Below are 24,684 nucleotides of genomic sequence, written 5' to 3'. Positions count from 1 at the left end.
GTTTAGCGCTCTTTCTTCGCGCGAAGCGTGTGGCCCGCTTCCGCAAGACGGCTGCGGTCGGTTTCGGGAGCCGGCGCGGCAACGCCCCATGCGAGCGGCTCGTCCTGCACATAACGCTTGCCGAGGCGCCACGCGATCTCGGCCTTCATCAGTTCCGCGCCGAGATAGAACGCGTGCGCGCCATCTGCCTCAACGCCAAGCCCGGCAAAGAGTTCGAACGCATCCCTGGAAACTGCATGCCCCTTGCCGTTGAAAACATGAATGCCGTCCTCGGCGGTCATGATGCGGAAGTTGTTGTCGCGCACCTCCGCTGCGAGTGCTGCGATATCCTCGGTCGAGGCCGTAAACGGCTTGCGGTCGTGAACCTGCAGCAGCCCTGGATGGTAACTCCGCGGCAGCGCTCCGTCGTTCTTTGCCGCAAACAGGATGCGGCGGGCAACATCGTGCTCCTCGATCGTTCGCAGCGTGTGCGGGCTGACATGCACGGCAAGCACGTTTCGGATCTGAAGTTCCGAGCAGAGCCCGGCCAGAACCGCGGTAACGCCGGAACTGTCGGCGTCGGTCAATTCGGTGAGATTGCCGGTGCCCATCAGCAGTTCGATGTCGGGCCAGCGCCGCCGCGCCTCGATGAAGCGCGCAAGTGAGGCCGCAAAGCCGAAATGGATCGGGTCGAGCACGGGATCGGCGATGAAGGCGATGCCGGCCTTTTGCGCCGCTTCGATGGCCCGGCCGAGCGAATCCAAATCGCCGGGGGTGGACGGAATCAGCACTGGTACGGCCTTGCAATCGAAGGCCAACGGCAGCGTGTTCTCATCGAGGCTGAGAAGATAGTCCGCACCGGCGCGTGCGCCGATCGACAGTTCGTCCGTTCTGGCCGAATCGACACTGACCAGAAATCCCTGTGCCTTCAGCCCGATCACGGCCTCTTCCAGTAATGGAAACGGCGTTTCCGGCAGGCAGCCGAGATCGATGACGTTGGCACCGGCCGCAGCCAGCGTCCGTGCCCTCGCCACCAGCGCCTCGACCGACAGCATCGGCGCGTCGACGATTTCGGCGAAGATGCGCATGTCGTGACAAGAAAGGTCAGGCGGCTCGCCCGCCCGGCCGAGAAAGGCCTGCAGATCGGCGATCTCGTCGGGACCGCGTACAAAGGGCACGCCGAAATGGTTCGACAGATGCTCGAGGTCGCCGCGATAGCGGCCGGGCAGGATGACGCGGTCGCCGCCGCCTGTCAGGCTGAGCCGCCGCTTGATGATGTCTTCGCTCATCAGCGCGGCGACCTTGACGCCGATGTCGATGATCTCCCACGCAAATTCGGTTTCGCCCAGTCCGGCCAGCAGCCTTTCCAGCCGGACCTTGGCCAGGTGGCCGGTAAGAAAGACCAGCCGCTCAGCCATGGCTTGCGAGTTCGGCGTGGCGCCGTCTGACCGAAGCTTCGAGATCGGCAAGCGACTCGACCACTTGGGTCCGCTCGAAGCTCTTCAGCTGGTTGGTATTCTCCAGGTCGATCCTGCGCGGATAGACCTTGACAAGCCCATGCGGCGCCATGGTTTCGAGTTCCGGCGCGGTGTCGCACGCAAAGACGATGGCCGGCACCCGGCATTTTCCGGCCTGGGCAAAGACGTTGGTGGCGAGCGTGTCGGAAATGCCGTGCACGCATTTGGCAACCGTGTTGGAACTGGCCGGCGCCACCACCACCGTGTGATAGACACCGTGATAGAATTCGCCGACCGGGATCGCGCTCGCCGTCTTGTCGTGCAGCACGCGCGTCGTCTCGGGGAAATCGAGCTTGAGCTTGTACATGCGCAGCACTTCGTTGGCGGCTTTCGACACAAAGACATCGCAATGCTCTATCTGGTGAATGAGTGCGAAGCTCTCCGTAAAAAAATGACCGGAACCGGTCAAAACCCATGCCCAGCGCGGCGTATGCAGCGTCGCCATCGCCTACCCTGCTTTTCTTGCCGACCGGATCGGAGCCGCGATCCGGATCCCGGGCAGATTGCCCGACGCGAGCAGCGCCCCGGCTTCGGCTGCATCTTTCGGACCGGCGAGATGGAAATCGACACCGTCGGGCAGCATAGCGGTGAAGCCGGCATCGACGATGCCTCTGACTGCCAGGCCGTCGATCGTGTCGCTGCCGAAGAAGGCGCCGGTCTGCTTGATGAGCAGCAGCGTATTCGCGCCGAGCTTGCCGACAAGCCAGGCGGCAAGGGAATCGGAGGTAATGTCCCAGGACGCCGGAATGTCCGGCGCCGACAGGGCCAATGACGACGGCAGCCACACCGGTACCCTCCCTTCATCCAACGCTCGCACCATTTCTTCCAGCGACCGTGCCGGCGCCAGCCTTTCGTCACGGTCGAGTATGACCTGGCCGAACTGCTCCATGGCGAGGATCGCCATGGCGTGGGCAGCGGTATCGGAAAAATCCATGCGGAACTGCGTCTCACGCACCTGGTCGGCGAAGAGGCCGCCGCCGGGCACGATGACGACAGGCAGCTTGGAACCCGCCAGCGCCGCGATCCAGCTTTCCATTTCCGCCGCATGGACCGTGCTGCCGCCAAGCTTGACGACGGACGGCTTGACGGCGGCTCGCCTGATGGCCTCAGGCCTTTCTTGTCGCGCCTGGGAAGCAGCGATTTGACCTTTTCGGCCGGCAGGGCCGGAGGCGACGCCGCGGCCTGCCGCTTGGCGCTTGCGTTCGATCTCGACGCCGACGCCGCCTGGGCCGAGTTCGATTTTTTCCACCCTTACCGTGACGCGCACGACACGCGGGTTCTCCAGAATGTAGGTCGCCACCTGCTCGGCCAAGGCCTCGCTAAGCTGGACGTGGCCCCGCGCGACGATGGTGCGAATGCCGTCCATGATAATGTCGTAGGAGAACACATGGCGCATGTCTTCGGGATGGTCGGTGACTTGCAGCACGTCGGCGGTCACGTCGAAACGCACCTTCTGTGTATGGCCATGCTCGAAGCTGTAAGCGCCGATCTGAACCGGCAGGACAAAATCCCGCACGAAGATCTTGTCGGTGCCCAGCGTCGTGTCGGTGCCCGGCGAATAGCCCCTCGCCGCCAGCAGGCGGTAGTCGACGCTCGACGGGCCGCCGGCCCGGGATTCTTCCGGGACCAACTCGCGGATCTGCGCAACGGCCTCGGCACTGATCGAACCCACGCGGCCGGAGTGGCCGCACAGTGCCCCGCGAAAGCCGAGAAAATCGGGAGCGAAGGGCAGCAGGCGGGGGATATCAGGGGTTTCCAGCGATCCGCTCAGGCCAACAATCAGACCGAGCGATTTGGCTCGATCGATGAAACCCGGGATACGCTCGGGCGGCAGATGGTCGAGCAGCCGCCCGTTTGCCTTGATCGCAGTGTCGACCATGGCGCCATGGAAGCGATGTTTGGCAAGCATCGGCAGAAGCTCGAAATCCGGCGCCAGGTCGGCGAAAAGCACGGCGATCAGTTTCGTTCGCGCGGCGAGCGGCTCGAGCGCCGCCGCGCAGGCGGAGACATTTTCCGACGGGAAAAAGCCTATCTTGACATAATCGACGCCGGTCGCGACGATCTCTTCGGCCTTGCCGCGGATCGTCTCCGGTTCCATCGGCAGGTCGCCGCAGACCGCGCTGACCGGCGCCCGGCCGGCGATGAATGAAATCGCCCGGCGGATGGTTTGCGTGCATACCGCGCCAAGCGCCCCCGCCTTCGGATCCTTCAGGTCGACGATGTCGACGCCACCCGAAAGCGCGATCTCCGCCTCGTCGGCGCCGGTGACACTGGCCAGCATTCTGGTCATTGGAAGACTTTCTCCGGCATGAGGGACAGGACGCTCTCGGGTCCGGATACCGAAATCCGCTCAGTTGCGGTTCCGGCGAGCAGGCATGCCACTAAAGCAGACGCGGGAAGTCCACTTTCAGGGTTTGATAAAATTTGCGGGTCAGCTAAGCTCATCACGGGCACCTTGACTTCGCGCCGGTCCGACAACAATCGGACTTTAGCGCAAGAACGGGTAATTTTATCGATGACGAGCGCGGTGCCGGGCACTCTCGCGGCCTTTTTGTGCTTTTTTTCCCTGACCGTCAACGTTCCGGGCGCGCTGGCCCAGGAAGCGACGGGCAAGCAACCGGCCGCAACGGCCAAGCCGGAAAAAAAGCTGACCGAAATCAAGATAGGCTATTTACGCGCCTATGCGCCGCAGCTCACTTTGTCGGTGCTCGACGTCCCGCCCCGCGATGAAGGCGTTGCCGGCGGCAATGTCGCGATTGCCGACAACAACACGACCGGCAGCTTCCTCGGCCAGAAATTCAGCCTCGACGTGATCGAGGTAAATCCGGACGCGGATGTCGTTGCAGCCTTCCAGGAAATGATCGCCAAAGGCGACCGCTACGTGATCGCAGACCTCTCGGTCAAACAATTGCTGTCGATCGCCGATGTTGCCCGCGACAACGGCATTCTGATCTTCAATGCCGGCGCCACCGACGACAGTCTTCGCGAGGAGGAATGCCGCGCCAACATCTTCCACACCATCCCGACGCGCAGCATGCTGGCCGACGGGCTGGCGCAATATCTGATCTGGAAGCAATGGCGGCGCTGGGTGCTGATCTACGGCTCGCACCAGCGCGACCAGCTTTTTGCCGAGGCCCTGCGCCGGGCGGCGACGCGCTTCGGCGGCGAGATCGTCGGCGAAAAGCTGTTCGAGGATACCGGAACGGCACGGCGGACCGATTCCGGCGTCGTCCAAATCCAGCGGCAGATGCCTGTCTTCACCCAGGATCTGCCGGAGCACGATGTGTTGCTGGTCGCCGACGAAAGCGAGGTGTTCGGCACCTATGTTCCGTTCCGCACCTGGACTCCGCGGCCGGTCGCCGGCACCGCCGGCCTCACCCCGTCGGCCTGGCATCCGGCCAGCGAGCAATGGGGCGGCACCCAGATCCAGAACCGCTTCGCCAAGGCAAACGGCCGCCGCATGATGTCGAAGGATATGGCGGCATGGACCGCGGTGCGCATCCTCGGCGAGGCGGCGACCCGCACGCAGGGTGCCGACCCGCGCAAGATGGCCGACTTCATCCGCTCCGACGATTTTTCGATCGCCGCGTTCAAGGGGCAGAAACTGACCTTCCGTAAGTGGAACCAGCAGTTGCGGCAGCCGATCTTCCTCGGCGACGGCCGATCGGTCGTCTCGACATCGCCGCAGGAGGGTTTTTTGCACCAGATGTCCGAGCTCGATACGCTCGGGGTCGATGAACCCGAAACAAAATGCGTGCTTAAGTAGAACCAGTTGGGAGGAATTCAGTGCAGAGACGAGCTTGCGCACTTGCCATTCTCGCGACCGGCTTCATGACCGGCCCGGCGTCGGCCTACATGGCCTATGTTTCCAACGAGAAGGACAACACGATGTCCGTCGTCGACACCGGCACGATGCAGGTGGTGAAGACCGTCAATGTCGGGCAACGTCCGCGCGGCATCACCATTTCGCATGACGGCAAGCACATTTATCTCTGCGCCAGCGACGACGATTCGATCGAGGTGATCGACACGGCGTCCCTGGAGATCGTCGATACCTTGCCCTCCGGGCCCGACCCGGAGCTCTTCGTGCTCTCGCCTGACGGCAAGACGCTTTATGTCGCCAATGAGGACGACAATCTCGTCACCGTCATCGACATCGAGAATAAGAAGGTGCTGGCTGAAATTCCGGTCGGTGTCGAACCGGAAGGCATGGGCGTCAGCCCGGACGGAAAGATCATGATTAATACGTCGGAAACGACAAACATGGCGCATTTCATCGATACGTCGACCCACGAGATCACCGACAACGTGCTGGTGGATGCGCGTCCGCGCTTCGTCGAGTTCACCCCCGACGGCAAGCAGGCCTGGGTGAGTGCCGAGATCGGCGGCACTGTTTCGGTGATCGACAATCAAACGCGCGAAGTTGTCCAGAAGATCACCTTCGAGATTGCCGGCCTGAGGGCCGAATCGATCCAGCCGGTCGGTGTGCGCATCACCGCCGACGGCAAGAAAGCCTATGTGGCGCTCGGACCGGCCAACCGCGTCGCGGTGATCAACACGCAGACATACGAGGTCGAGAAATACGTGCTGGTCGGCCAACGCGTCTGGCAGCTCGCTTTCACTCCGGACCAGAAAACCATCATCTCGACCAACGGCGTGTCGAACGACATCACCTTCATCGACGTGGAGACCGACGAGCCGGTGCAGTCGGTGACCGTCGGCGCGCTGCCATGGGGCGTCGTCGTCTCGCCCAATTGAATCAAACAGACAGAAAAACAGCAGAAGGGCAGGAAATCATGCGGAAATTTCGGGCCGTCACGTTCGCTGCGCTGATGGGCATGGCACTCACGCAGGGCCAGGTCTGGGCGCAGGACAATGACGACGACGCAGCCGCCGGTGCGGCCACCAAAACCGACGCCAGCCCCGAAGCCGAGAAGGCAACCCGGGCCAGCAAGGACGTGCCGGAACTTATCCTCGGCAGCAAGGAAGACCAGTTCACCGCTAACCAGAAGGACTTCCAGCTGATCGCCGGCCAGGGCTATCGCTGGAAGATCACCGCGGCGGGCGGGCTGGAGTACAAATTCCATACCGACCTGTTCCGCAATGTGTGGAACAACCAGATCGTGATCAATGACCTCGAGGTGCACATGAACGGCGCACCCGCATGGCTCGAATTCGACGCCGATGGCACCATCCAGGTACAGTTCACCACCGTGAGGCCCGGCATCTACACATGGTCGGTGCCCGACCTCGCCGACAGGGGCATGAAGGGCACAATCACGATCAAGTAGGATCACCGGAAAGCGGGACCTTCGCGATCGGCACCGGTGCGCTAGACTCCTGGTGCGCTAGGTGCGCTAGACTATCGTCGACGACAAGGAGCCAGCCGCGTGCAGCATGTGAGGACAAGCGGACCAGGAGATGAGGTGGCGGCGCTCGACGTCGCCGGCGTCAGCCATTCCTATGGTCCGAAGCGGGCGCTCAACGACGTCTCATTCTCGATCGCGCCGGCGACCTTCACCGTCCTTCTCGGCCTCAACGGCGCCGGCAAGACAACTCTGTTCTCGCTGATCAGCCATCTTTACGACACGCGCCGCGGATCGATCCGCATCTTCGGTCATGACGTCAGCCGCGCTTCTGGCGAAGCACTCAGGCGTGTCGGCATCGTGTTCCAGGCCCGCACGCTCGACCTCGATCTCAGCGTCCACCAGAACCTCTCCTATCACGCCGCGCTGCATGGCATCGGCGGACGCGAGGCCCGGCAGCGCATTGCCGCGTTGCTCGATACGGTCGACATGCAGGGCCGTCAGCATGACAAGGCACGCAGTCTTTCCGGCGGCCAGATGCGGCGCATCGAGATCGCCAGGGCGCTGCTCCACCGCCCTTCCCTGCTGCTGCTCGACGAGGCGACCGTCGGTCTCGACATCCAGTCGCGTGCGGGCATTCTCGCCACCATCCGCAAGCTCGTCGAAACCGAGGGCATTGGCGTGCTGTGGGCGACGCATCTGATCGACGAGGTTAAAGACGGCGACCATGTCGTCGTGCTGCGGCAGGGCGAACTGGTCGCCAAGGGCAAGGTTGCCGATGTCGTCAGGACGAGCGGCGCCGGTTCGATCCGCGACGCCTTTTCGAGGCTCAGCCGCATCGAGGCAGCCGGCATCGCGGAGATATCGCCATGAGCGCTCCCGCAATGCCCGAGAAAGTCGCCGGCATCATCCCGGTGAAGTTCGAAAAATTCGGCCTGCGCCATTATCTCATTTGCCTCAAAGGCGTCGTCCTGCGGGAGTGCCTGCGCTTCCTGCACCAGCGCGAGCGCTTCATATCCTCGCTGGTTCGGCCGCTTATCTGGCTGTTCATTTTTGCCGCCGGATTCCGGCAGGTGCTCGGCGTATCAATCATCCCGCCCTACAAGACCTACGTGCTCTACGAGGTCTACATCACGCCGGGCTTGTGCGGCATGATCCTGCTGTTCTCAGGCATGCAGTCTTCGCTGTCGATGGTTTATGACCGCGAGATGGGCAACATGCGCACCCTTTTGGTCAGCCCCTTCCCGCGCTGGTTCCTGCTGGTGTCGAAGATGCTCGCCGGCGTCTCCGTATCGATTGCGCAGGTCTACGCGTTCCTGATCGTTGCCTGGTTTTGGGGCGTCAAGGCGCCGCCGATCGGCTATCTCATGGTGCTGCCGGCGTTGTTCTTGTCGGGCATGATGCTTTGCGCGCTCGGCATGCTTTTGTCGTCGATGATCAAGCAGCTCGAAAATTTCGCCGGCATCATGAACTTCGTCATCTTTCCCGGCTATTTCGCCTCTCCGGCGCTTTATCCATTGTGGCGCATCCAGGAGGCGAGCCCGCTGCTCTACAAAATCTGCCTCGCCAACCCGTTCACTTACGCGGTCGAGTTGATCCGCTTCGCCTTCTACGGGCAGGTTAACTGGCTGTCGCTGGGCGTCGTTGCCGGTTGCACTGTTCTGTTCCTTGCAGCCGCCATCATCGCCTACGACCCTTCGCGCGGCCTGATGACCCGCAAACAGGACACTGGAGGAAACACCTGATGGCGCGAATGAGTCTTGTTCGCAGCCTGGCTGTGGTTGCCATGCTCACGCCGAGCGTGAACGTCGAGGCGGCGAACACCGATCCGGATTGGCCCTGCATACAGCGCAAGGTGCCGCAACTCTCGCTCGGCCAGATCTGGAACGGGCCGGAACTTCCTCCAGCGGCGAAGGACTTGTCGAAGGACCCCGCCGTCTCCGCTCTGGTCGAGGAGGTGGCAGCCCGGCGGATACCGATTGCCGAAGCCCAAAAGAAGATCAAGGATTTCGCCGCCGCCTTGCCGACCGAGCAGCTTGCTCCGAAAATGGCGATGCTGGTGCAAGGCATGTTCGATCACATGGACGCCGAGCGTTCGCAAGTGATCTCGGGCATTTCCCGTTACGCCCACAAGCAGCTCGAAATGGCCGCCGCGTTGCGCAAGGAAGCGTCCGACGTCGATGCTTTGCAGGCAAAGCCCGATGCCGATCCCGACGAGGTCGAACGGCGAACCGAACAGCAGAAATTCGCGACGCGAATTTTCAATGAACGGGTACAGTCGCTGATTTACGTCTGTGAAGTGCCCACGATCATCGAGCAGCGGCTTTATCAATTGTCCAAGGCGGTCTCGGAAACGCTCGCCGCGAAGAAGTAGAACCTCATTCGATCTTCGCGGCGGATTTCACGATCCCCGGCCGGGCAGCACGCGCCAGCGCTGCACGAAATAACCGGGATGCGTCTCGATCCACTGGGCGACCAGCGGCTGCGCCTGCATGAAGGCGGTCCCGGGATTCATCGCCAGGCCGTCCACCATCTGTTCGCGTTGTTCACAGGTCTGCGGCAAATCCGTCAGGCAGACCATCATAACGAGCGTGTAAAGCATTGCCCCTTGTCCCCATCGAATTCCCGAACCCCATGCCCGGGAGGTTTCCGAGATACCGACCAGTCTGCAGGGGTCGCACATACAGATCGCTTACGGGTGTGAAAGGACGTGGCCCCCGCTCTTTCGCGCTGCAACATAACATATCGCTTATCTAACGCCAACGCTCGCCAGGGCGTTCTCCAGAGCAATTGCTTCAGGTTTGCGCTGCCTCGTGCCTCACCGATGTTTCCAGTGCCGATGATTCCGATCTTCACGGCATGTCGTCGATGTCGTCAGACCGGCAGCCCGTTCTGCTTACGCAGGCTCCTGTCGAATGCGAATGCGGGGGCGAAACGGCGCAGGAACCTGACCTGGCGCGAACAAGTTGTAGGCTAGCAGAAGCGCCTTGGGGCCGCGCGCTAGCTCGCGCGACCTCCAGTGTTCGGTTCTTCGTGCGGATAGAGCTTGCCGAACAGGGGCAGGTACATCGCGCCTTTGCGCATCAGGAAGTCGTGGAACGTCGCCATGGCAGGCGAGATCGCGTGATCGCTGCGCATCACCGAAAACCATTGCCGGCGGATCGGCATGCCGACAACGTCGAGGATGACCAGCCGGCCGGCTTCGGTTTCGGCGGCGATGGTGTGGGCAGAGATGAAGGCGATGCCGAGCCCGGCCATCACCGCCTGCTTGATCGTCTCGTTCGAGTCCATCTCGACGCCGAGATCGTCGATGCGGCCGGGCACGTCGCTCAGGAATATCTCCAGCGAGATGCGCGTGCCGGAGCCGGGCTCGCGGATGAGGAAATGCTCCTCGGCGATCCGCTCCTTGGATATCTCGCGTGCCGAGGCCAGCGGGTGGTCGGGCGGCGCGATGATGACCAGCGGGTGATCGCCGAAGACCGAGGCACGGACCGGGACTTCCTTCGCCGGGCGTCCCATCAGCGCGATGTCGATGTCGTGGTTCTTCAGACTGTCGATCGTTTCGGCGCGGTTGCCGATGGCAAGCCGCATGTCGATGTCGGGATGTTCCTTCATGAAACCGGCCATGAGCCGCGGCGCGAAATATTTGGCGGTGGAAACGACGCCCAGCCTCAAGCTGCCGATGCGCACCCCCTTGATCGCATCCATCCTGTCTTCGAGCAGGCGAAGCCGCTCTTCGATCGCCTGCGCCGTCTCGACGAAGGCCAGACCTGCGGCAGTGGGACGCATGCCGTCCGACGTCCTATCGAACAAGGCCAGTTGGAACTCCTCCTCGACCTGCCGCAACTGGATTGTCAGCGCTGGAGGAGACAGGCCTAACGCCTTGGCCGCGCTGACGATTTTTCCGTGGCTGATGATTGCCTGAACGGTCTTGAATTGCTTGAGCGTGAGGTTTCTCATGCGACATACTAAAATTTTTTTAGCACAAGAGTAAAGTTATTGAATTTTACTTATCCGGTGGCGTTTGTTCTCATTCTCCTGTTCGGCCGACCCGAGGAGAGGCGGCTGGATCGGGAGGTTACGATGCCAGCGGCAACGCTCGATGCTTTTCTGAATTCCTATCTCGGCCCGCCGGACGAGCTGCGCTCCGCGGTGGTGGCGACCGTCCGTCATCTGACGCAGGCCGCTACCAATATCCGCGACACCATCAATCAAGGGGTGCTCGGCACCGCCTTTGCCGGAACCCGCGGCGCCAATGCCGATGGCGACATCCAGAAGGATCTCGACATCTTCGCCGACGACATCTTCCTCGACGCCATGCGCCACGCTCCCGTCGCGCTCTACGCCTCCGAGGAACTGGAGCAGCCGGTCCTGCTCGACAGGCAAGCGCCTCTCGCCATCGCCATCGACCCGCTCGACGGCTCCTCCAATATCGACACCAACGTGTCGATCGGAACAATTTTCTCGCTCCTCCCTGCAACTGGCGCGCCGGACGAAAATCCGGCCGCCTCTTTTTTGCAGGCAGGCGTGAACCAGCTGGGTGCCGGTTTCTTCATCTACGGGCCGCAGCTGGCGCTGGTTCTGTCGCTCGGCAGCGGTACGCATGTCTTCGTCCTCTCGACCAGGCTCGGCACCTTCGTCCAGGCCTACGAGAGCCGGATCATCCCGCAGCGCACCCAGGAGTTCGCCATCAACGCCGCCAACTACCGGCATTGGGACGAGGCAGTGCGGCTCTACATTGACGACTGCCTCGAAGGCACCGAAGGCCCACGAGAGAAGGAGTTCAACATGCGCTGGATCGCCTCCCTGGTCGCCGACTGCTATCGCATATTGATGCGAGGCGGCGTATTCCTGTATCCAGGCGACAAGCGCAAGGGTTACCGCCAGGGACGGCTGCGCCTCGTCTATGAGGCCAACCCGATCGCCTATCTCATCGAACAGGCGGCCGGTGCCGCTACCGATACAATCACCCGCATCCTCGAAATCGAACCCGAGAGCCTGCACCAGCGCGTGCCCGTGGTGTTCGGATCGGCGCGGGAAGTCGCGCGCATCACCCGCTATCACACCGAGCCCAGCGCCATCGGCGAGCGTGCGCCGCTGTTCAGCCGCCGCGGCCTGTTCAGGGCCTGAGCACCATGTCGGCAAAGCACCCCATCATCACCATCACCGGGTCGTCGGGCGCAGGCACCACCTCGGTCAAGCGCATCTTCGATCTGATCTTCCGGCGCGAGAATATCGAGGCCGCCTTCATCGAGGGCGACGCTTTCCATCGCTACGACCGTGCCACGATGAAGGTGAAGGTGGCCGAGGAGGAGAAGGCGGGCAATCCGAACTTCACCCACTTCAATGCCGCGGCCAACGAACTCGGAATCCTCGAAGAGGTGTTTGAGGAATATGGCCGCCGGGGAACCGGAAAGACCCGCACCTACATCCATGACGAGGACGAGGAGAAGCAGTACGGCACGCCGCCGGGACAATTTACCGAATGGCGCGAATTCCCGCCGAGCGATCTGCTCTTCTACGAGGGCCTGCATGGCTGCGTCGTCACCGACAAGATCAACCTGGCCAGGCACGCTGACCTCAAGATCGGTGTGGTGCCGGTCATAAATCTCGAATGGATCCAGAAGATCCATCGCGACCGGGCAACGCGCGGCTATTCCACCGAGGCGGTGATGGACGTGATCCTGCGCCGCATGCCGGACTATGTTCGCTACATCGTCCCGCAGTTCTCGCAGACCGCCATCAACTTCCAGCGCGTGCCGATCGTCGACACGTCCAACCCATTCATCGCGCGCTGGATTCCGACGCCCGACGAATCAATGCTGGTCATCCGCTTCGCCAACCCCCGCGGCATCGATTTCCCCTACCTGCTTTCGATGATCCACGACTCGTTCATGTCGCGGCCGAATTCCATAGTGGTGCCAGGCAACAAGCTCGACCTTGCCATGCAGCTGATCCTGACGCCGCTCATCCTACAATTGATCGAACGCAAGAACCGTGTGTCGTGAGGAGGACGCCATGAACAGCCAAGCAGCAGCATTGAAGCCCGTCGCAGCCGCCTCGGAGCGCGACATGGCGAACGCCATTCGGGCACTGGCGATGGACAGCGTCCAAAAGGCCAATTCCGGTCATCCCGGCATGCCGATGGGCATGGCCGATGTCGCGACGGTACTGTTCAGCCGCTTCATCAATATCGATCCGTCGGCGCCCAACTGGCCCGATCGCGACCGCTTCGTGCTTTCGGCCGGGCACGGCTCGATGCTGCAATATGCGCTGCATTTCCTGCTCGGCTACGACGACATGCCGATCGAGGAATTGCAGCGGTTTCGCCAGCTGGGCAGCCGTACCGCCGGACATCCGGAATATGGCCATGCGCTTGGCATCGAGACGACCACCGGTCCGCTTGGACAAGGCATCTCGACCGCCGTCGGCATGGCGCTGGCCGAACGCATGCTTGCCGCCCGCCACGACGCCGATCTCGTCGACCATTTCACCTATGTGATCGCTGGCGACGGCTGCCTGCAGGAAGGCATCAGCCATGAGGCGATCGACCTTGCCGGTCACCTGAAGCTCTCCCGGCTGATCGTCTTCTGGGACGACAATTCGATTTCGATCGACGGACCGACTTCGCTGTCGACATCGATGGACCAGGCGGCCCGGTTCAAAGCCGCCGGATGGCATGTCCAATCGGTGGACGGCCACGACACGGAAGCTGTTGGAGCGGCAATCGAAGCGGCGCAGCAGTCGGATCGGCCGTCGCTGATCGCCTGCCGCACGGTGATCGGCAAGGGCGCACCCAATCTGGGCGGCTCGGAAAAGACGCATGGCGCGCCGCTGGGCAATGCAGAGATCACTGCCACGCGCGAAAACATCGGCTGGGCCTACGCGCCATTCGAGGTGCCGGAAGACATCCTTTTCGCCTGGCGCGAGATTGCCGAGCGCGGGCAAGCGGCACGGCGCACCTGGGAGCAGCGGCTTGCCGCCTCGCCGCGGCGCCAGGCTTTCGAGAGCGCGGTCGCCGGCAACCTGCCCGACGCGGTCTTCGAAGCGCTCGGCGCTTTCCGCAAGGAGCATGTCGAGAAGGCGACCAAGGTTGCAACGCGGAAAGCCTCCGAAATGGCGCTCGGCGCAATCAACGCCGCGACCGACCTGACAGTCGGCGGCTCCGCCGATCTGACGCATTCGAACCTGACGATCACCAAGGGCATGGATCGCATAGCCCCGGATGACTATGCTGGCCGTTACATTCACTACGGCATCCGTGAGCACGGCATGGCCGCGGCCATGAACGGAATCGCGCTGCATGGCGGCTTCGTGCCTTATGGCGGCACGTTCCTGTGTTTCGCCGACTATGCGCGCGGCGCGATGCGGCTTTCGGCGCTCATGGGCCAGCGAGTTATCTATGTGATGACGCATGATTCCATCGGGCTCGGCGAGGACGGCCCGACCCACCAGCCGGTCGAGCACCTGGCGATGCTGCGGGCGACGCCGAACCTCAACGTCTTCCGGCCGGCCGACATCATCGAAACGGCGGAGTGCTGGGAACTGGCGCTGAAGAGCAAGAACCGGCCGAGCGTGCTGGTGCTCTCGCGCCAGAACCTGCCGATGCTGCGCCAAGCACACAGTGACGAGCCACACAGCGACGAGAACCGGTCGAGCCACGGCGCCTACATCCTGCGCGAGCCAGCCGAGCACCGCGCGGTGACGCTGATCGCCACCGGCTCGGAGGTCGAGATTGCCGTTGCCGCCGCCGAACGGCTGGAAACCGAACACGGCATCGCCGCTGCGGTCGTCTCGATGCCATGCTGGGAGCTCTTCGAGGAACAGGATGCGAACTACCGCAAGGCCGTCCTCGGCTCGGCGCCGCGCATTGCCATCGAAGCCGCGGCGCGGCTCGGCTGGGATCGCTGGATCGGCGACACCGGCGCTTTCGTCGGCATGACCGGTTTCGGCGCCAGCGCCCCTGCCCCGGATCTCTACCGGCATTTCGACATCACGCCCGAAGCCGTCGCCGCAGCGGCGCTGAAGCTCATCATCTAGGAGGACCCGACAATGGCCCGCATCACCCTTCGCCAGCTTCTCGACCATGCCGCCGAGCATGGTTACGGCGTGCCGGCATTCAACATCAACAACATGGAACAGGGCCTTGCCATCATGGAGGCCGCCAAGGCCTGCGACGCACCGGTCATCATCCAGGCCTCGCGCGGCGCCCGCTCCTATGCCAACGACATCATGCTGGCCAAGATGATGGAGGCGCTGACCGAAATGCATCCGGCCATTCCGCTCTGCATCCATCAGGATCACGGCAACAACGAAGCCACCTGCCTTTCGGCGATCCGCCACGGCTTCACCTCGGTGATGATGGACGGCTCGCTGATGGCGGACGCCAAGACGCCGGCGAGCTACGATTACAACGTCGCCATCACCGAACGTGTCGCACGCATGGCGCATTGGGTCGGCGCTTCCGTCGAAGGCGAGCTCGGCGTGCTCGGCTCGCTGGAAACCGGCCAGGGCGAGGCCGAGGATGGCCATGGCGCCGAAGGTGCGCTTTCCCACGACCAGCTTTTGACCGATCCCGATCAGGCGGTCGACTTCGTCACCACCACCCAGGTCGACGCGCTGGCGATCGCCTGCGGCACCTCGCACGGCGCTTACAAGTTCAGCCGCAAGCCCGACGGCGGCATCCTCGCCATGCAGGTGATCGAGGCGATCCACGAAAAGCTGCCCAACACGCATCTGGTCATGCATGGCTCGTCCTCCGTGCCGCAGGATTTGCAGGACATCATCAACAAATATGGCGGCGAGATGCCCCAGACCTTTGGCGTCCCGGTCGAGGAGATCGAGCGCGGCATCCGCTACGGCGTGCGCAAGGTCAACATCGACACCGATTGCCGCATGGCCATGGCCGGGCAGTTCCGCCGCGTCGCGACGGAGGACCCGCGCGAATTCGATCCGCGCAAATTCCTGAAACCCGCCATGGACGCCTTGCGCGATCTTTGCCGCGATCGCTTCGAACGCTTCGGCACCGCGGGCAACGCCTCGAAGATCAGGGTTATCGCCATGGACGAGATGGCCAAACGTTACGCCGCGGGAAAGCTCGACCCGCAAATCGCAACCGCGAAAGCCGCCTGAGCGGCAAACAGGAGACCTGTTATGAACAAGATCGACATGCCGTCAGCAGGCACCCTCAAGGAAGACAAGGAACGCTACAAGTCGGGCGTCATACCCTACAAGAAGATGGGTTACTGGGAGCCGGAGTACCGGCCCAAGGAAACCGACCTGATCGCCATGTTTCGGATCACGCCGCAGCCCGGCGTCGACCACGAGGAGGCGGCCGCCGCCGTCGCCGGTGAATCCTCTACCGCGACATGGACTGTGGTGTGGACCGACAGGCTGACCGCCTGCGAGCTCTACCGCGCCAAAGCGTTCAGATCCGAGCCGGTGCCGAACACAGGTCCCGGCACCAAGACCGAGCAACAGTACTTCGCCTACATCGCCTACGATCTCGACCTGTTCGAGCCGGGCTCAATCGCCAACCTGACTGCATCGATCATCGGCAACGTGTTCGGCTTCAAGGCAGTCAAGGCCTTGCGGCTCGAGGACATGCGCATCCCGGTGGCTTACCTCAAAACCTTCCAAGGCCCGGCGACCGGCATCGTGGTGGAACGCGAGCGGCTCGACAAGTTCGGCCGGCCGCTGCTCGGCGCGACGACGAAGCCGAAGCTTGGCCTGTCAGGCCGCAACTACGGCCGCGTCGTCTACGAGGCGCTGAAGGGTGGCCTCGACTTCGTCAAGGACGACGAGAACATCAACTCGCAGCCCTTCATGCACTGGCGCGACCGCTTCCTCTACTGCATGGAGGCTGTGAACAAGGCGTCAGCCGCTACCGGCGAAGTCAAGGGCCATTATCTCAACGTCACCGCCGGCACGATGGAGGAGATGTACGAGCGCGCCGAATTCGCAAAACAGCTTGGCTCCTGCATCATCATGATCGACCTCGTCATTGGCTACACGGCGATCCAGTCGATGGCCAAATGGGCACGCCGCAACGACATGATCCTGCACCTGCACCGCGCCGGCAACTCGACCTATTCGCGCCAGAAGAACCACGGCATGAATTTTCGCGTCATCTGCAAATGGATGCGGATGGCCGGCGTCGATCACATCCATGCCGGCACCGTGGTCGGCAAGCTGGAAGGCGACCCGCTGATGATCAAGGGTTTTTATGACACGCTGCGCGAGGAGCGCACACCGCAGAACCTCGAAACCGGACTGTTCTTCGATCAGGAGTGGGCCTCGCTCAACAAGGTGATGCCCGTTGCCTCGGGCGGCATCCATGCCGGCCAGATGCACCAGCTGATCCATTATCTCGGCGAGGACGTCATCCTGCAGTTCGGCGGCGGCACGATCGGCCATCCGGACGGCATCCAGGCCGGCGCGACGGCCAATCGCGTCGCGTTGGAGGCGATGATCCTCGCCCGCAACGAGGGCCGCGACTATCTGCGCGAAGGGACCAAAATCCTCGAACAGGCGGCCAGATGGTGCACGCCGCTGAAGGCGGCTCTGGAGACCTGGAAGGACGTCACCTTCAACTACGAATCGACCGACACGGCCGACTTCGTGCCAACCGCAACGCCCAGCTTCTAGACGAAAGGAACCGTCGCCATGATGACCAATCCGGGAAACAAGGTCACGCAGGGACAGTTTTCGTTCCTGCCCGACCTGACCGATGAGCAGATTTCGGCGCAGATCAAATACGCGCTGAAAAACCACTGGGCGGTCAGCGTCGAGTACACGGACGATCCGCATCCTCGAAACACCTATTGGGAAATGTACGGCAACCCGATGTTCGACCTGAAGGACCCGGCGGGCATCCTGCTTGAAGTCAACAGCTGCCGGAAAGCCATGCCCAACATGTATGTCCGGGTCACCGCCTTCGATTCGACCAAGGGCTGGGAAGCGCCACGCATGTCGTTCATCGTCAACCGGCCGCCCAACGAACCCGGGTTCCGGCTGCTGCGCCAGGAGCGCGACGGCCGCAGCCAGGGTTATTCGATCGTGCCTTATGCGACCGACAGGCCCGAAGGCGAGCGGAGCTAGCCGAAACCATGCTGGACGCGATAGCAAAGGGCGCTGCCGCGCAGGACGAATCGGTTGATCTGCAGGCCGAGTTCGAGGCGTCTAACATCGACGAGGTGATGGACAAGCTCGACCGCGAGCTCGTTGGCCTGAGGCCCATCAAGACCCGCATCCGCGAAATCGCGGCGCTGCTCCTGGTCGACCGGCTTCGCCGCAAGTTCGGCCTGACCTCGGGCGCGCCGACGCTGCACATGAACTTTACCGGAAATCCCGGCACCGGAAAGACCACCGTGGCGCTCAGGATGGCCGAAATCCTGCATCGTCTCGGCTATGTCCGCGAAGGCCATATGGTCGCGGTGACGCGAGACGATCTCGTCGGCCAGTATGTCGGCCACACCGCGCCCAAAACCCGCGAAGTGATCAAGCGCGCCATGGGCGGGGTGCTTTTCATCGACGAGGCCTACTATCTCTACAAGCCCGAGAACGAACGCGACTACGGCCAGGAATCGATCGAAATCCTGCTGCAATGCATGGAAAACAACCGTGACGATCTGGTCGTGATTCTTGCCGGTTACAAGAACAAGATGGACCGCTTCTTCGACAGCAATCCCGGCATGCGCTCGCGCATCGCCCACCACCTCGATTTTCCCGACTACGGCGTCAGCGAACTCAAATCGATCGCCGAGATCATGCTGGCGGAACAGAATTATCGTCTCAGCGAGGCGGCGGCCAAGGCGCTCGAAGAGTATCTCCCGATCCGCATGCGGCTGCCGCATTTCTCCAACGCCCGCTCGGTCCGCAATGGGCTCGACCGGGCGCGGCTTCGCCAGGCCAACCGGCTTTTCGCGTCGCGCGAGCGGGCGTTGACGAAAACCGACCTTATCACCATTGAAGAATCCGATATTCGCGGCAGCCGCGTGTTCGCGGAAGGTAAGCTCGAAGGCGAACCGGAGACGAAGGCGCGCTGACAACATGACGCCGGTTGGTGTGCAGCGACCGGAAACGGTAGACAGAATGGGAGCCGACGACCATGGGTACTAAGACAATCATCGCGCCCTCGGTGCTTTCTGCGGATTTCTCGCGGCTCGGCGACGAGGTCGAAACGGTCGTCCGGGCGGGTGCCGACTGGATCCATCTCGACGTGATGGACGGCCATTTCGTGCCCAACATCACCTTCGGCCCGCCGGTGATCAAGGCGATCCGCGACCGAACGGACAAGATCTTCGACTGCCATCTGATGATCGCGCCGGCCGATGCCTATCTCGCCGCCTTCGCCGATGCCGGCTGCGACATCATCACGGTGCATGCCGAGGCCGGGCCGCATCTCGATCGTTCGCTGCAGGCGATCAGGAATCTCGGCAAGAAGGCCGGCGTATCGCTGAACCCGTCGACGCCGGAAAGTGTCATCGAATATGTGCTCGACCGGCTCGATCTGGTGCTTCTGATGACAGTCAATCCGGGTTTCGGCGGCCAGGCTTTCATTCCGGCGGTCGTCGACAAGGTCAGGCGGATCAAGGCACTGATCGGCAACCGCCCGATCGACATCGAGATCGACGGCGGCGTCACGCCCGAAACCGCGCCCCTGGTCACCGCGGCCGGCGCCAATGTGCTGGTTGCCGGCTCGGCCATTTTCAAGGGTGGCACCGAGGCTGCCTATCGCGCCAATATCGGCGCCATCAAACAGGCAGCCGACGGTGCGATCCGGAAAGCCGCGTAAACCATTTCATCGGAGGGCAACATGGGGGCGATCCCACCTGTCTGCGATTTCGGCTGGCAAGCCATCGATGCCGTTTTGCCCGGCATCGACGGCAAATCGCACTCGATCTTCAGCCACGCCGGCCCGAACGGGCTGGTCGTAGCCTTCATCTGCAACCACTGCCCTTATGTGAAGGCGGTGATTTCACGCATCGTCCGCGATGCCAACGATCTCAAGCCCGAAGGCATCGGCTTTGTCGCGATCAATTCCAACGATGCCGACGCCTATCCGGATGATTCCTTTGACAACATGAAGCTCTTCGCCAGGACGAACGGCTTAACTTTCCCCTACCTCCACGACGAGCGCCAGACCGTGGCGCGTGCCTATGGAGCCGTTTGCACTCCGGATTTCTTCGGGCTCAACAGCGAGTTGACGCTGCAATATCGCGGCCGGCTGGACGCGGCGCGACGCGACGCCGGACCGCCCGGGCTGAGACGCGACCTGTTCGAGGCGATGAAGCAAATTGCCCGAACCGGCGACGGGCCGCTCGACCAGATCGCTTCGATCGGCTGCTCGATCAAGTGGAAGGACGCCGCATGAACGTCGGCATGGGTAGGCGGTTTCGATCGTCGAAAGCGATCCTGTTCGACCTCGACGGCACGCTGGTCGATTCGGCGCCTGATATAACGGCCGCAGTCAACGAGTTGCTGGCCGGCCGCGATCTGCCGCCGCTGCGCCTGGAACAGGTTAAGGCCATGATCGGCGGCGGCGTCAGGAAGCTGGTCGAGCGAGCCTTCACCGCTTCCGGTACGCCGCTCCTCGGTAGCGCGCTTGACGTGGCCAACCGCGTCATGGCGCCGATCTACCGCAGACATCTCACCGGCCTGACGACGCTGATGCCTGGCGTCAGGGAGGTTCTCACCCACTTCCACTTGAGCGGAATAGCCATGGGTGTGGTGACCAACAAGCCGCAGTTGGCGGCTCGCGAAATCCTGCTGCATTTTGGGCTGACGGAACACCTTGGCGCGATCGTTGGCGGAGACGCGGTGACATACCTGAAACCGGCGCCCGACGCTCTGCTGCTGGCGCTCGACCAGCTTCAGGTCGAACCTCGTGACGCGCTGATGGTCGGAGACAGCGGCGCCGACGTGGCTGCCGCGCGCGCCGCCGGCATGCCCATCATTCTGCTGCGTGGCGGCTACACCCAAATTCCGGTTGAAGAGCTTGGCGCCGATCTCGTTTGCGACAACCTGTTCGACCTGCCTTCCGCGATGCGCAGGCTGCAAGACGCCGCCTGACCGGCGCCAACCACCAGGCGGGCGCCAGCCGACGCAGTTTCGAACGGCCGGCGAAGTCGCGTTATTTCCGGGGAAGAACAGGGTTACTTCATGCGGAAGAACCGGGTTATTTGGAGAATTGTTTCAGATAGGCGATGACGTTGGCGAGGTCTTCGTCCTTCTTGAGGCCGGGAAACGCCATCTTCGTACCTTTGATCATGGCCTTCGGGTCGCGAAGGTAGGCCGTCAGCGTGGCGTCATCCCATTTGACGCCGGATTTACCCGCCTCGGTCATGGGCTTGGAGTATTTGAACCCCGGATGCGTGCCGGCCGACCGGCCGATAACGCCGCTCAACGACGGACCGATCTTGTTCTTGTCCTCGTCGACGACGTGGCAGGCCTTGCATTTGGCGAAGACCTTCTCACCCGCGGCGGCATCCTGTGCCTGAGATTGGCTCGTGATAAACGTCGCAACGGAGGCGACGGCGAAAAACGCGATTGCACGCATGGCATTTCCTCATTGATCGTCAAGGTGCCCTGGACGATTTGCGCATGCCTTTGTTTGATCATCGGCATGCGTCGTTTATGGCAGAGCGAAAGCTTCTCCCCTGTGGAGTTGCGACGCCTGCATCTTGGAAGCTACCCGGCAGATGAGCGATGTCAACCATACAGAGGTCCAGTGAACCGCAGGCACGGCGAGAAGTGCCCGGCACGGGAGATGAAGGCAGCGCAAAACCGGAAGCGATTGCCTGGTCGCGAGCTCGCGATTGATTTGGCCATGGTGCTGATTTGCGCCAACGCCCGCCCGCCGAGGCGGGTTTTGTGTTTTCAGGTATCGCCGGCGTCCTTCCCGAATTCAGAGGAGCTCGGCTCCGGCGCCCTATCCATTCGACTTTGTTGACGGCCATCGGGCGAACGCGTAGCCTCAAACCATTCCGGTTTTCCATGGGCACCTCGGAACTCCGGCAGATGGCGAACTTGTCCAGGCTCGCAGATCGGGCCGGATCTCGCCGAAGCGGGCGTCTTTAAAGCGCGCAAGAGGTGCTGAATGGATATGGTCGACCTCATATTGACGGTTTGCCTGATTACCAATCCGGGCAATTGCCGAGACGAGCATCTCTATTTCGAGAGTCGTGGCTCTCTGTTCCAATGCATGATGCTGGCGCCCAGCGAAATCGCGAAATGGTCGCAGGAACACCCGACCCTCAAGATCAAGCGCTGGAAATGCGCTTTCCCGAACAAGGACCGTGCGATCTGATCGGCGCCCCGGCCTGTTACGGCCCCGGGAGGAGACATCATCATGATTTCGCGTCGAGGAACGCTCCGTCTGGCAGCTCTTGGAACGGCCGCAGCGCTTGTCTCAAAACCCTCCTTCGCCACGAGCAAGGTTCGCATCGGCGTGCTGAAGTTCGGCACCGTTAGCTGGGCGCTTGACACCATGAAGCAACACAAGTTCGACGCAGCCAACGGCATCGATCTGGAGATCATCGATTTCGCCGGCGAGGATGCAACCAACGTCGCCATGCTGGCCGGCGCGATCGACAGCATCGTCTCCGACTGGCTGTGGGTCTCGCGCCAACGCTCGGAAGGCGTCGACCTCACATTGGTCCCCTATTCGACCGCCGTCGGGGCAATCATGGTGAAGGAGGGGGCGCCGATCCGCACGATCATCGATCTCAAGGGAAAAAAGATCGGCGTCGCCGGCGGGCCTCTCGATAAAAGCTGGCTGCTGATCCAGGCGCTGGCCAGACGCGATCACGGCCTCGACCTGCCGGCAACCAGCGACATCGTCTTTGGCGCGCCGCCGCTGATTTCGGAAAAGGCGATGCAAGGCGAACTCGATGCGGTGCTCAATTTCTGGCATTTTTGCGCCCGCCTCGAGGCCAACGGCTTTCGTCGGCTGATCGGCGCCGATGATGCGGCGAAAGCGCTCGGGGCCTCGGGCGCCGTGTCGGCGCTCGGCTATGTCTTTCATGACAAATGGGCGAACGAAAATCCGGCCGCCGTCCGGGGCTTCGTCAAGGCTTCGGCGCAGTCCAAGGACTTGCTGGCCAGATCCGACGATGAGTGGCTGCGCCTTGCGCCGATTATCCGCGCACAGGGCAAGGAATTGGCCAACCTGCGTGACCGCTATCGCGAGGGCATTCCCAGACGCCCCGTCGCCGAGGATGCGGCCGACGCCGGCAAGCTCTACCGCGTGCTTGCCGAGATCGGCGGCGAAAAGCTGGTCGGCCGCGCGCCGGAGATGGCGCCAGGCACGTTCTGGCAGGAGCTCCCGCAATGAGCGAACCTGATACCGGCGATCGCTCGCCGGGCGCCGTGGCCGACATCTCCAGCCAATCCAGCCTTGCAACGGCGCTGACGCCTGTGCTGACGGTCGCGGTCTCTCTGCTCGGGCTTTGCCTGCTGTGGGGTCTTGCGGCAAATGCCTGGCCGAGCCGTGCCTTTCCAGGTCCGGGACAGGTCTGGCAGGTGCTGCTCGCAGAGGCGGCGAACGGCGACCTTTTCTACCATCTCGGCGCGACACTCGGCCGGGTTGCCGCGGCATATGTCGTCGCGATGGTTGTTGGCTCGGTCATCGGCGTTCTCCTCGGCAGCCACCGCAGCGCAGACCGGTTCTTCAGTCCCTGGGTGGTTCTGTTCCTCAACATTCCCGCGCTGGTGGTCATCGTGCTCGCCTACATCTGGTTCGGCCTCAACGAAGCGGCGGCGATTGGCGCGGTTGCCGTCAACAAGATCCCCAATGTCGTGGTGACGATGCGCGAAGGCGCCAGAGCGCTTGATCCGAGTTACGCCGAAATGGCCGCCGTCTACCGCTTCGGTCTTCTCGACCGTGTCCGCCACGTCCTGCTGCCGCAACTGCAGCCCTATCTTGCCGCCGCCTCACGATCCGGCATCGCTCTCATCTGGAAGATTGTCCTGGTGGTCGAACTGCTCGGCCGCTCCAACGGCGTCGGCTTCCAGATCTATCTTTACTTCCAGCTCTTCGACGTCGCCGCCATCCTTGCCTACACGCTGGCTTTCGTGGCGGTGATGCTTGTCATCGAACTCCTTCTGGTGCAGCCCGTTGAACGACATGCAACCCGTTGGCGCCGTCGTCCCGCTTAGAGTCGACATCGCCGAAAAGACCTTCAGGTCCGCGCAAGGCGTCTCGATCACGGCGCTCCAGGACCTTTCCTTCGAGGTCCGGCAAGGCGAATTCGCCTGCTTGCTGGGACCGTCGGGTTGCGGCAAGACCACGACGCTGCGCATCCTGCTTGGATTGGACAAGGACTTTTCCGGCTCATTCCAACTGCCTGAAGGCGGCTCCAACCGGATCGCCGCCGTATTCCAGGAGCCAATCTTGCTGCCGTGGCGAACGGTGGAGCAGAATGTCAGGCTGGCGCTGCCGAAAAGCCTGAGAACGAAAAATCTCGACGGGCTGTTCGACACGCTCGGCCTCGCCGGCATGCGATCGCTCTATCCGGCCGAGCTTTCGCTCGGGCTCGCGCGCAGGGCAGCACTTGCCAGGGCCTTCGCCACCGAACCGGCGGTGCTTTTCCTGGACGAACCCTTTGCCTCGCTCGACGAACGGACTGCCGAGCGGCTTCGGCACCTGCTTTTGACCGTCTGGTCAGCGCGGCCTACGACGGCCCTGATGGTAACCCACAATCTGCGCGAGGCGCTGATGCTGTCGGATCGCATAATCGTTCTCGCGCAGCGGCCGGCCCATGTGCTCGGCATGTTCGACGTAAAGCTGCCGCGGCAATATCGCAATTCACAGGTGATGAGCGACCTCTTGCGGTCGTTCCATCAAAAATTCCCAGGCGTGGCCTGATCGCCTTACGGCT

At 62.5% G+C, this 24,684-nt stretch carries 26 protein-coding genes and 1 pseudogene; 20 read left to right on the top strand and 7 right to left on the bottom strand.

What is annotated here, in order from left to right; translation table 11 throughout:
* Nucleotides 1-2: 2 nt before the first annotated feature.
* The 3 genes from EN807_RS13440 to EN807_RS36510 are packed head-to-tail and all read right to left on the bottom strand — an operon-like array spanning nucleotide 3 to nucleotide 3,786.
* Nucleotides 3-1,397, bottom strand: coding sequence for a DUF6513 domain-containing protein (locus tag EN807_RS13440; RefSeq protein WP_135935250.1), 1,395 nt, complete (start codon nucleotides 1,395-1,397; stop codon nucleotides 3-5).
* Entirely contained in the window at nucleotides 1,390-1,941 is a 552-nt protein-coding gene (locus tag EN807_RS13435; protein ID WP_135935249.1) for a flavoprotein, read from the bottom strand. The genes EN807_RS13440 and EN807_RS13435 overlap by 8 nt, the downstream gene beginning before the upstream one ends.
* A gap of 3 nt (nucleotides 1,942-1,944) precedes the next feature.
* Nucleotides 1,945-3,786 carry a (5-formylfuran-3-yl)methyl phosphate synthase gene (locus EN807_RS36510; protein WP_135935248.1) on the bottom strand — a complete coding sequence of 614 codons (1,842 nt, stop codon included), beginning with the start codon at nucleotides 3,784-3,786 and terminating at the stop codon, nucleotides 1,945-1,947.
* A gap of 225 nt (nucleotides 3,787-4,011) precedes the next feature.
* Between EN807_RS36510 and EN807_RS13425 the strand changes: the two genes are divergently transcribed.
* From EN807_RS13425 to EN807_RS13400, 6 genes are all read left to right on the top strand, one after another.
* Nucleotides 4,012-5,262 (top strand): ABC transporter substrate-binding protein, encoded by a 1,251-nt coding sequence (locus tag EN807_RS13425; RefSeq protein ID WP_135935247.1) that lies wholly within the window; start codon nucleotides 4,012-4,014, stop codon nucleotides 5,260-5,262.
* A gap of 65 nt (nucleotides 5,263-5,327) precedes the next feature.
* On the top strand, nucleotides 5,328-6,254 hold the full coding sequence (locus EN807_RS13420; protein ID WP_189522465.1) for a YVTN family beta-propeller repeat protein: 927 nt from the start codon (nucleotides 5,328-5,330) through the stop codon (nucleotides 6,252-6,254).
* Nucleotides 6,227-6,787: a hypothetical protein gene (locus tag EN807_RS13415; protein ID WP_246684079.1), complete on the top strand. Its 561-nt coding sequence runs from the start codon at nucleotides 6,227-6,229 to the stop codon at nucleotides 6,785-6,787. The genes EN807_RS13420 and EN807_RS13415 overlap by 28 nt, the downstream gene beginning before the upstream one ends.
* A 135-nt stretch (nucleotides 6,788-6,922) precedes the next feature.
* Entirely contained in the window at nucleotides 6,923-7,675 is a 753-nt protein-coding gene (locus EN807_RS13410; RefSeq protein WP_348640237.1) for an ATP-binding cassette domain-containing protein, read from the top strand.
* A gap of 11 nt (nucleotides 7,676-7,686) precedes the next feature.
* Nucleotides 7,687-8,547, top strand: a complete 861-nt coding sequence (locus EN807_RS13405; RefSeq protein ID WP_189522464.1) for an ABC transporter permease — start codon at nucleotides 7,687-7,689, stop codon at nucleotides 8,545-8,547.
* Nucleotides 8,547-9,176, top strand: a complete 630-nt coding sequence (locus tag EN807_RS13400) for a hypothetical protein (protein WP_135935243.1) — start codon at nucleotides 8,547-8,549, stop codon at nucleotides 9,174-9,176. The genes EN807_RS13405 and EN807_RS13400 overlap by 1 nt, the downstream gene beginning before the upstream one ends.
* Nucleotides 9,177-9,203: 27 nt before the next feature.
* Here EN807_RS13400 and EN807_RS13395 read toward each other — a convergent pair whose 3' ends face one another.
* The 3 genes and pseudogenes from EN807_RS13395 to EN807_RS13385 form a co-directional block, all read right to left on the bottom strand.
* Nucleotides 9,204-9,404 carry a hypothetical protein gene (locus tag EN807_RS13395; protein WP_135935242.1) on the bottom strand — a complete coding sequence of 67 codons (201 nt, stop codon included), beginning with the start codon at nucleotides 9,402-9,404 and terminating at the stop codon, nucleotides 9,204-9,206.
* A 272-nt stretch (nucleotides 9,405-9,676) separates the two neighbouring features.
* A pseudogene (locus EN807_RS36505) lies at nucleotides 9,677-9,763 on the bottom strand (short-chain dehydrogenase/reductase); the annotation flags it as partial.
* Nucleotides 9,764-9,802: 39 nt separating this feature from the next.
* Complete coding sequence (locus tag EN807_RS13385; protein WP_127313877.1) at nucleotides 9,803-10,762, bottom strand: LysR family transcriptional regulator; 960 nt, start codon at nucleotides 10,760-10,762, stop codon at nucleotides 9,803-9,805.
* 123 nt (nucleotides 10,763-10,885) lie between these two features.
* Between EN807_RS13385 and EN807_RS13380 the strand changes: the two genes are divergently transcribed.
* From EN807_RS13380 to gph, 10 genes are all read left to right on the top strand, one after another.
* Nucleotides 10,886-11,932 (top strand): class 1 fructose-bisphosphatase, encoded by a 1,047-nt coding sequence (locus tag EN807_RS13380; RefSeq protein WP_135935241.1) that lies wholly within the window; start codon nucleotides 10,886-10,888, stop codon nucleotides 11,930-11,932.
* Between the two features lie 5 nt (nucleotides 11,933-11,937).
* Nucleotides 11,938-12,810, top strand: coding sequence for a phosphoribulokinase (locus tag EN807_RS13375; RefSeq protein ID WP_065010922.1), 873 nt, complete (start codon nucleotides 11,938-11,940; stop codon nucleotides 12,808-12,810).
* 10 nt (nucleotides 12,811-12,820) lie between these two features.
* Nucleotides 12,821-14,842, top strand: coding sequence for a transketolase (tkt, locus tag EN807_RS13370; protein WP_135935240.1), 2,022 nt, complete (start codon nucleotides 12,821-12,823; stop codon nucleotides 14,840-14,842).
* Nucleotides 14,843-14,854: 12 nt separating this feature from the next.
* Nucleotides 14,855-15,934, top strand: a complete 1,080-nt coding sequence (gene fba, locus EN807_RS13365) for a class II fructose-bisphosphate aldolase (protein ID WP_135935239.1) — start codon at nucleotides 14,855-14,857, stop codon at nucleotides 15,932-15,934.
* A 36-nt stretch (nucleotides 15,935-15,970) separates the two neighbouring features.
* Nucleotides 15,971-17,449: a ribulose-bisphosphate carboxylase large subunit gene (locus EN807_RS13360; protein ID WP_189522463.1), complete on the top strand. Its 1,479-nt coding sequence runs from the start codon at nucleotides 15,971-15,973 to the stop codon at nucleotides 17,447-17,449.
* Nucleotides 17,450-17,467: 18 nt separating this feature from the next.
* A complete protein-coding gene (locus tag EN807_RS13355) occupies nucleotides 17,468-17,902 on the top strand; it encodes a ribulose bisphosphate carboxylase small subunit (RefSeq protein WP_065010919.1) in 435 nt (144 codons plus the stop codon).
* An 8-nt stretch (nucleotides 17,903-17,910) separates the two neighbouring features.
* Nucleotides 17,911-18,849 carry a CbbX protein gene (gene cbbX / locus EN807_RS13350; protein ID WP_135935237.1) on the top strand — a complete coding sequence of 313 codons (939 nt, stop codon included), beginning with the start codon at nucleotides 17,911-17,913 and terminating at the stop codon, nucleotides 18,847-18,849.
* A 62-nt stretch (nucleotides 18,850-18,911) separates the two neighbouring features.
* The gene (gene rpe, locus EN807_RS13345) at nucleotides 18,912-19,598 is read left to right on the top strand and encodes a ribulose-phosphate 3-epimerase (protein WP_135935236.1); all 687 of its coding nucleotides are present in this window, start codon (nucleotides 18,912-18,914) and stop codon (nucleotides 19,596-19,598) included.
* Between the two features lie 21 nt (nucleotides 19,599-19,619).
* Nucleotides 19,620-20,177, top strand: coding sequence for a thioredoxin family protein (locus tag EN807_RS13340; protein ID WP_135935235.1), 558 nt, complete (start codon nucleotides 19,620-19,622; stop codon nucleotides 20,175-20,177).
* Entirely contained in the window at nucleotides 20,174-20,875 is a 702-nt protein-coding gene (gph, locus tag EN807_RS13335; RefSeq protein WP_135935234.1) for a phosphoglycolate phosphatase, read from the top strand. Before EN807_RS13340 ends, gph begins: the two co-directional genes overlap by 4 nt.
* A 106-nt stretch (nucleotides 20,876-20,981) precedes the next feature.
* On the opposite strand, the gene EN807_RS13330 is transcribed toward gph, so the two are convergent.
* Complete coding sequence (locus EN807_RS13330) at nucleotides 20,982-21,362, bottom strand: cytochrome c family protein (RefSeq protein WP_135935233.1); 381 nt, start codon at nucleotides 21,360-21,362, stop codon at nucleotides 20,982-20,984.
* Between the two features lie 540 nt (nucleotides 21,363-21,902).
* Between EN807_RS13330 and EN807_RS13325 the strand changes: the two genes are divergently transcribed.
* The 4 genes from EN807_RS13325 to EN807_RS13310 are packed head-to-tail and all read left to right on the top strand — an operon-like array spanning nucleotide 21,903 to nucleotide 24,671.
* Nucleotides 21,903-22,112: a hypothetical protein gene (locus EN807_RS13325; RefSeq protein WP_135935232.1), complete on the top strand. Its 210-nt coding sequence runs from the start codon at nucleotides 21,903-21,905 to the stop codon at nucleotides 22,110-22,112.
* 39 nt (nucleotides 22,113-22,151) lie between these two features.
* On the top strand, nucleotides 22,152-23,138 hold the full coding sequence (locus EN807_RS13320; protein WP_135935231.1) for an ABC transporter substrate-binding protein: 987 nt from the start codon (nucleotides 22,152-22,154) through the stop codon (nucleotides 23,136-23,138).
* Nucleotides 23,135-23,962: an ABC transporter permease gene (locus EN807_RS13315; protein ID WP_135935230.1), complete on the top strand. Its 828-nt coding sequence runs from the start codon at nucleotides 23,135-23,137 to the stop codon at nucleotides 23,960-23,962. Before EN807_RS13320 ends, EN807_RS13315 begins: the two co-directional genes overlap by 4 nt.
* A complete protein-coding gene (locus EN807_RS13310) occupies nucleotides 23,931-24,671 on the top strand; it encodes an ATP-binding cassette domain-containing protein (RefSeq protein ID WP_135935866.1) in 741 nt (246 codons plus the stop codon). Before EN807_RS13315 ends, EN807_RS13310 begins: the two co-directional genes overlap by 32 nt.
* Nucleotides 24,672-24,684 lie beyond the last annotated feature (13 nt).

Source organism: Mesorhizobium sp. M5C.F.Ca.ET.164.01.1.1 (assembly GCF_004792125.1).
GTDB lineage: Bacteria > Pseudomonadota > Alphaproteobacteria > Rhizobiales > Rhizobiaceae > Mesorhizobium > Mesorhizobium wenxiniae.
Note: the sequence above shows the minus strand (reverse complement) of the source record. Positions and strands in the feature narration are given on the sequence as shown.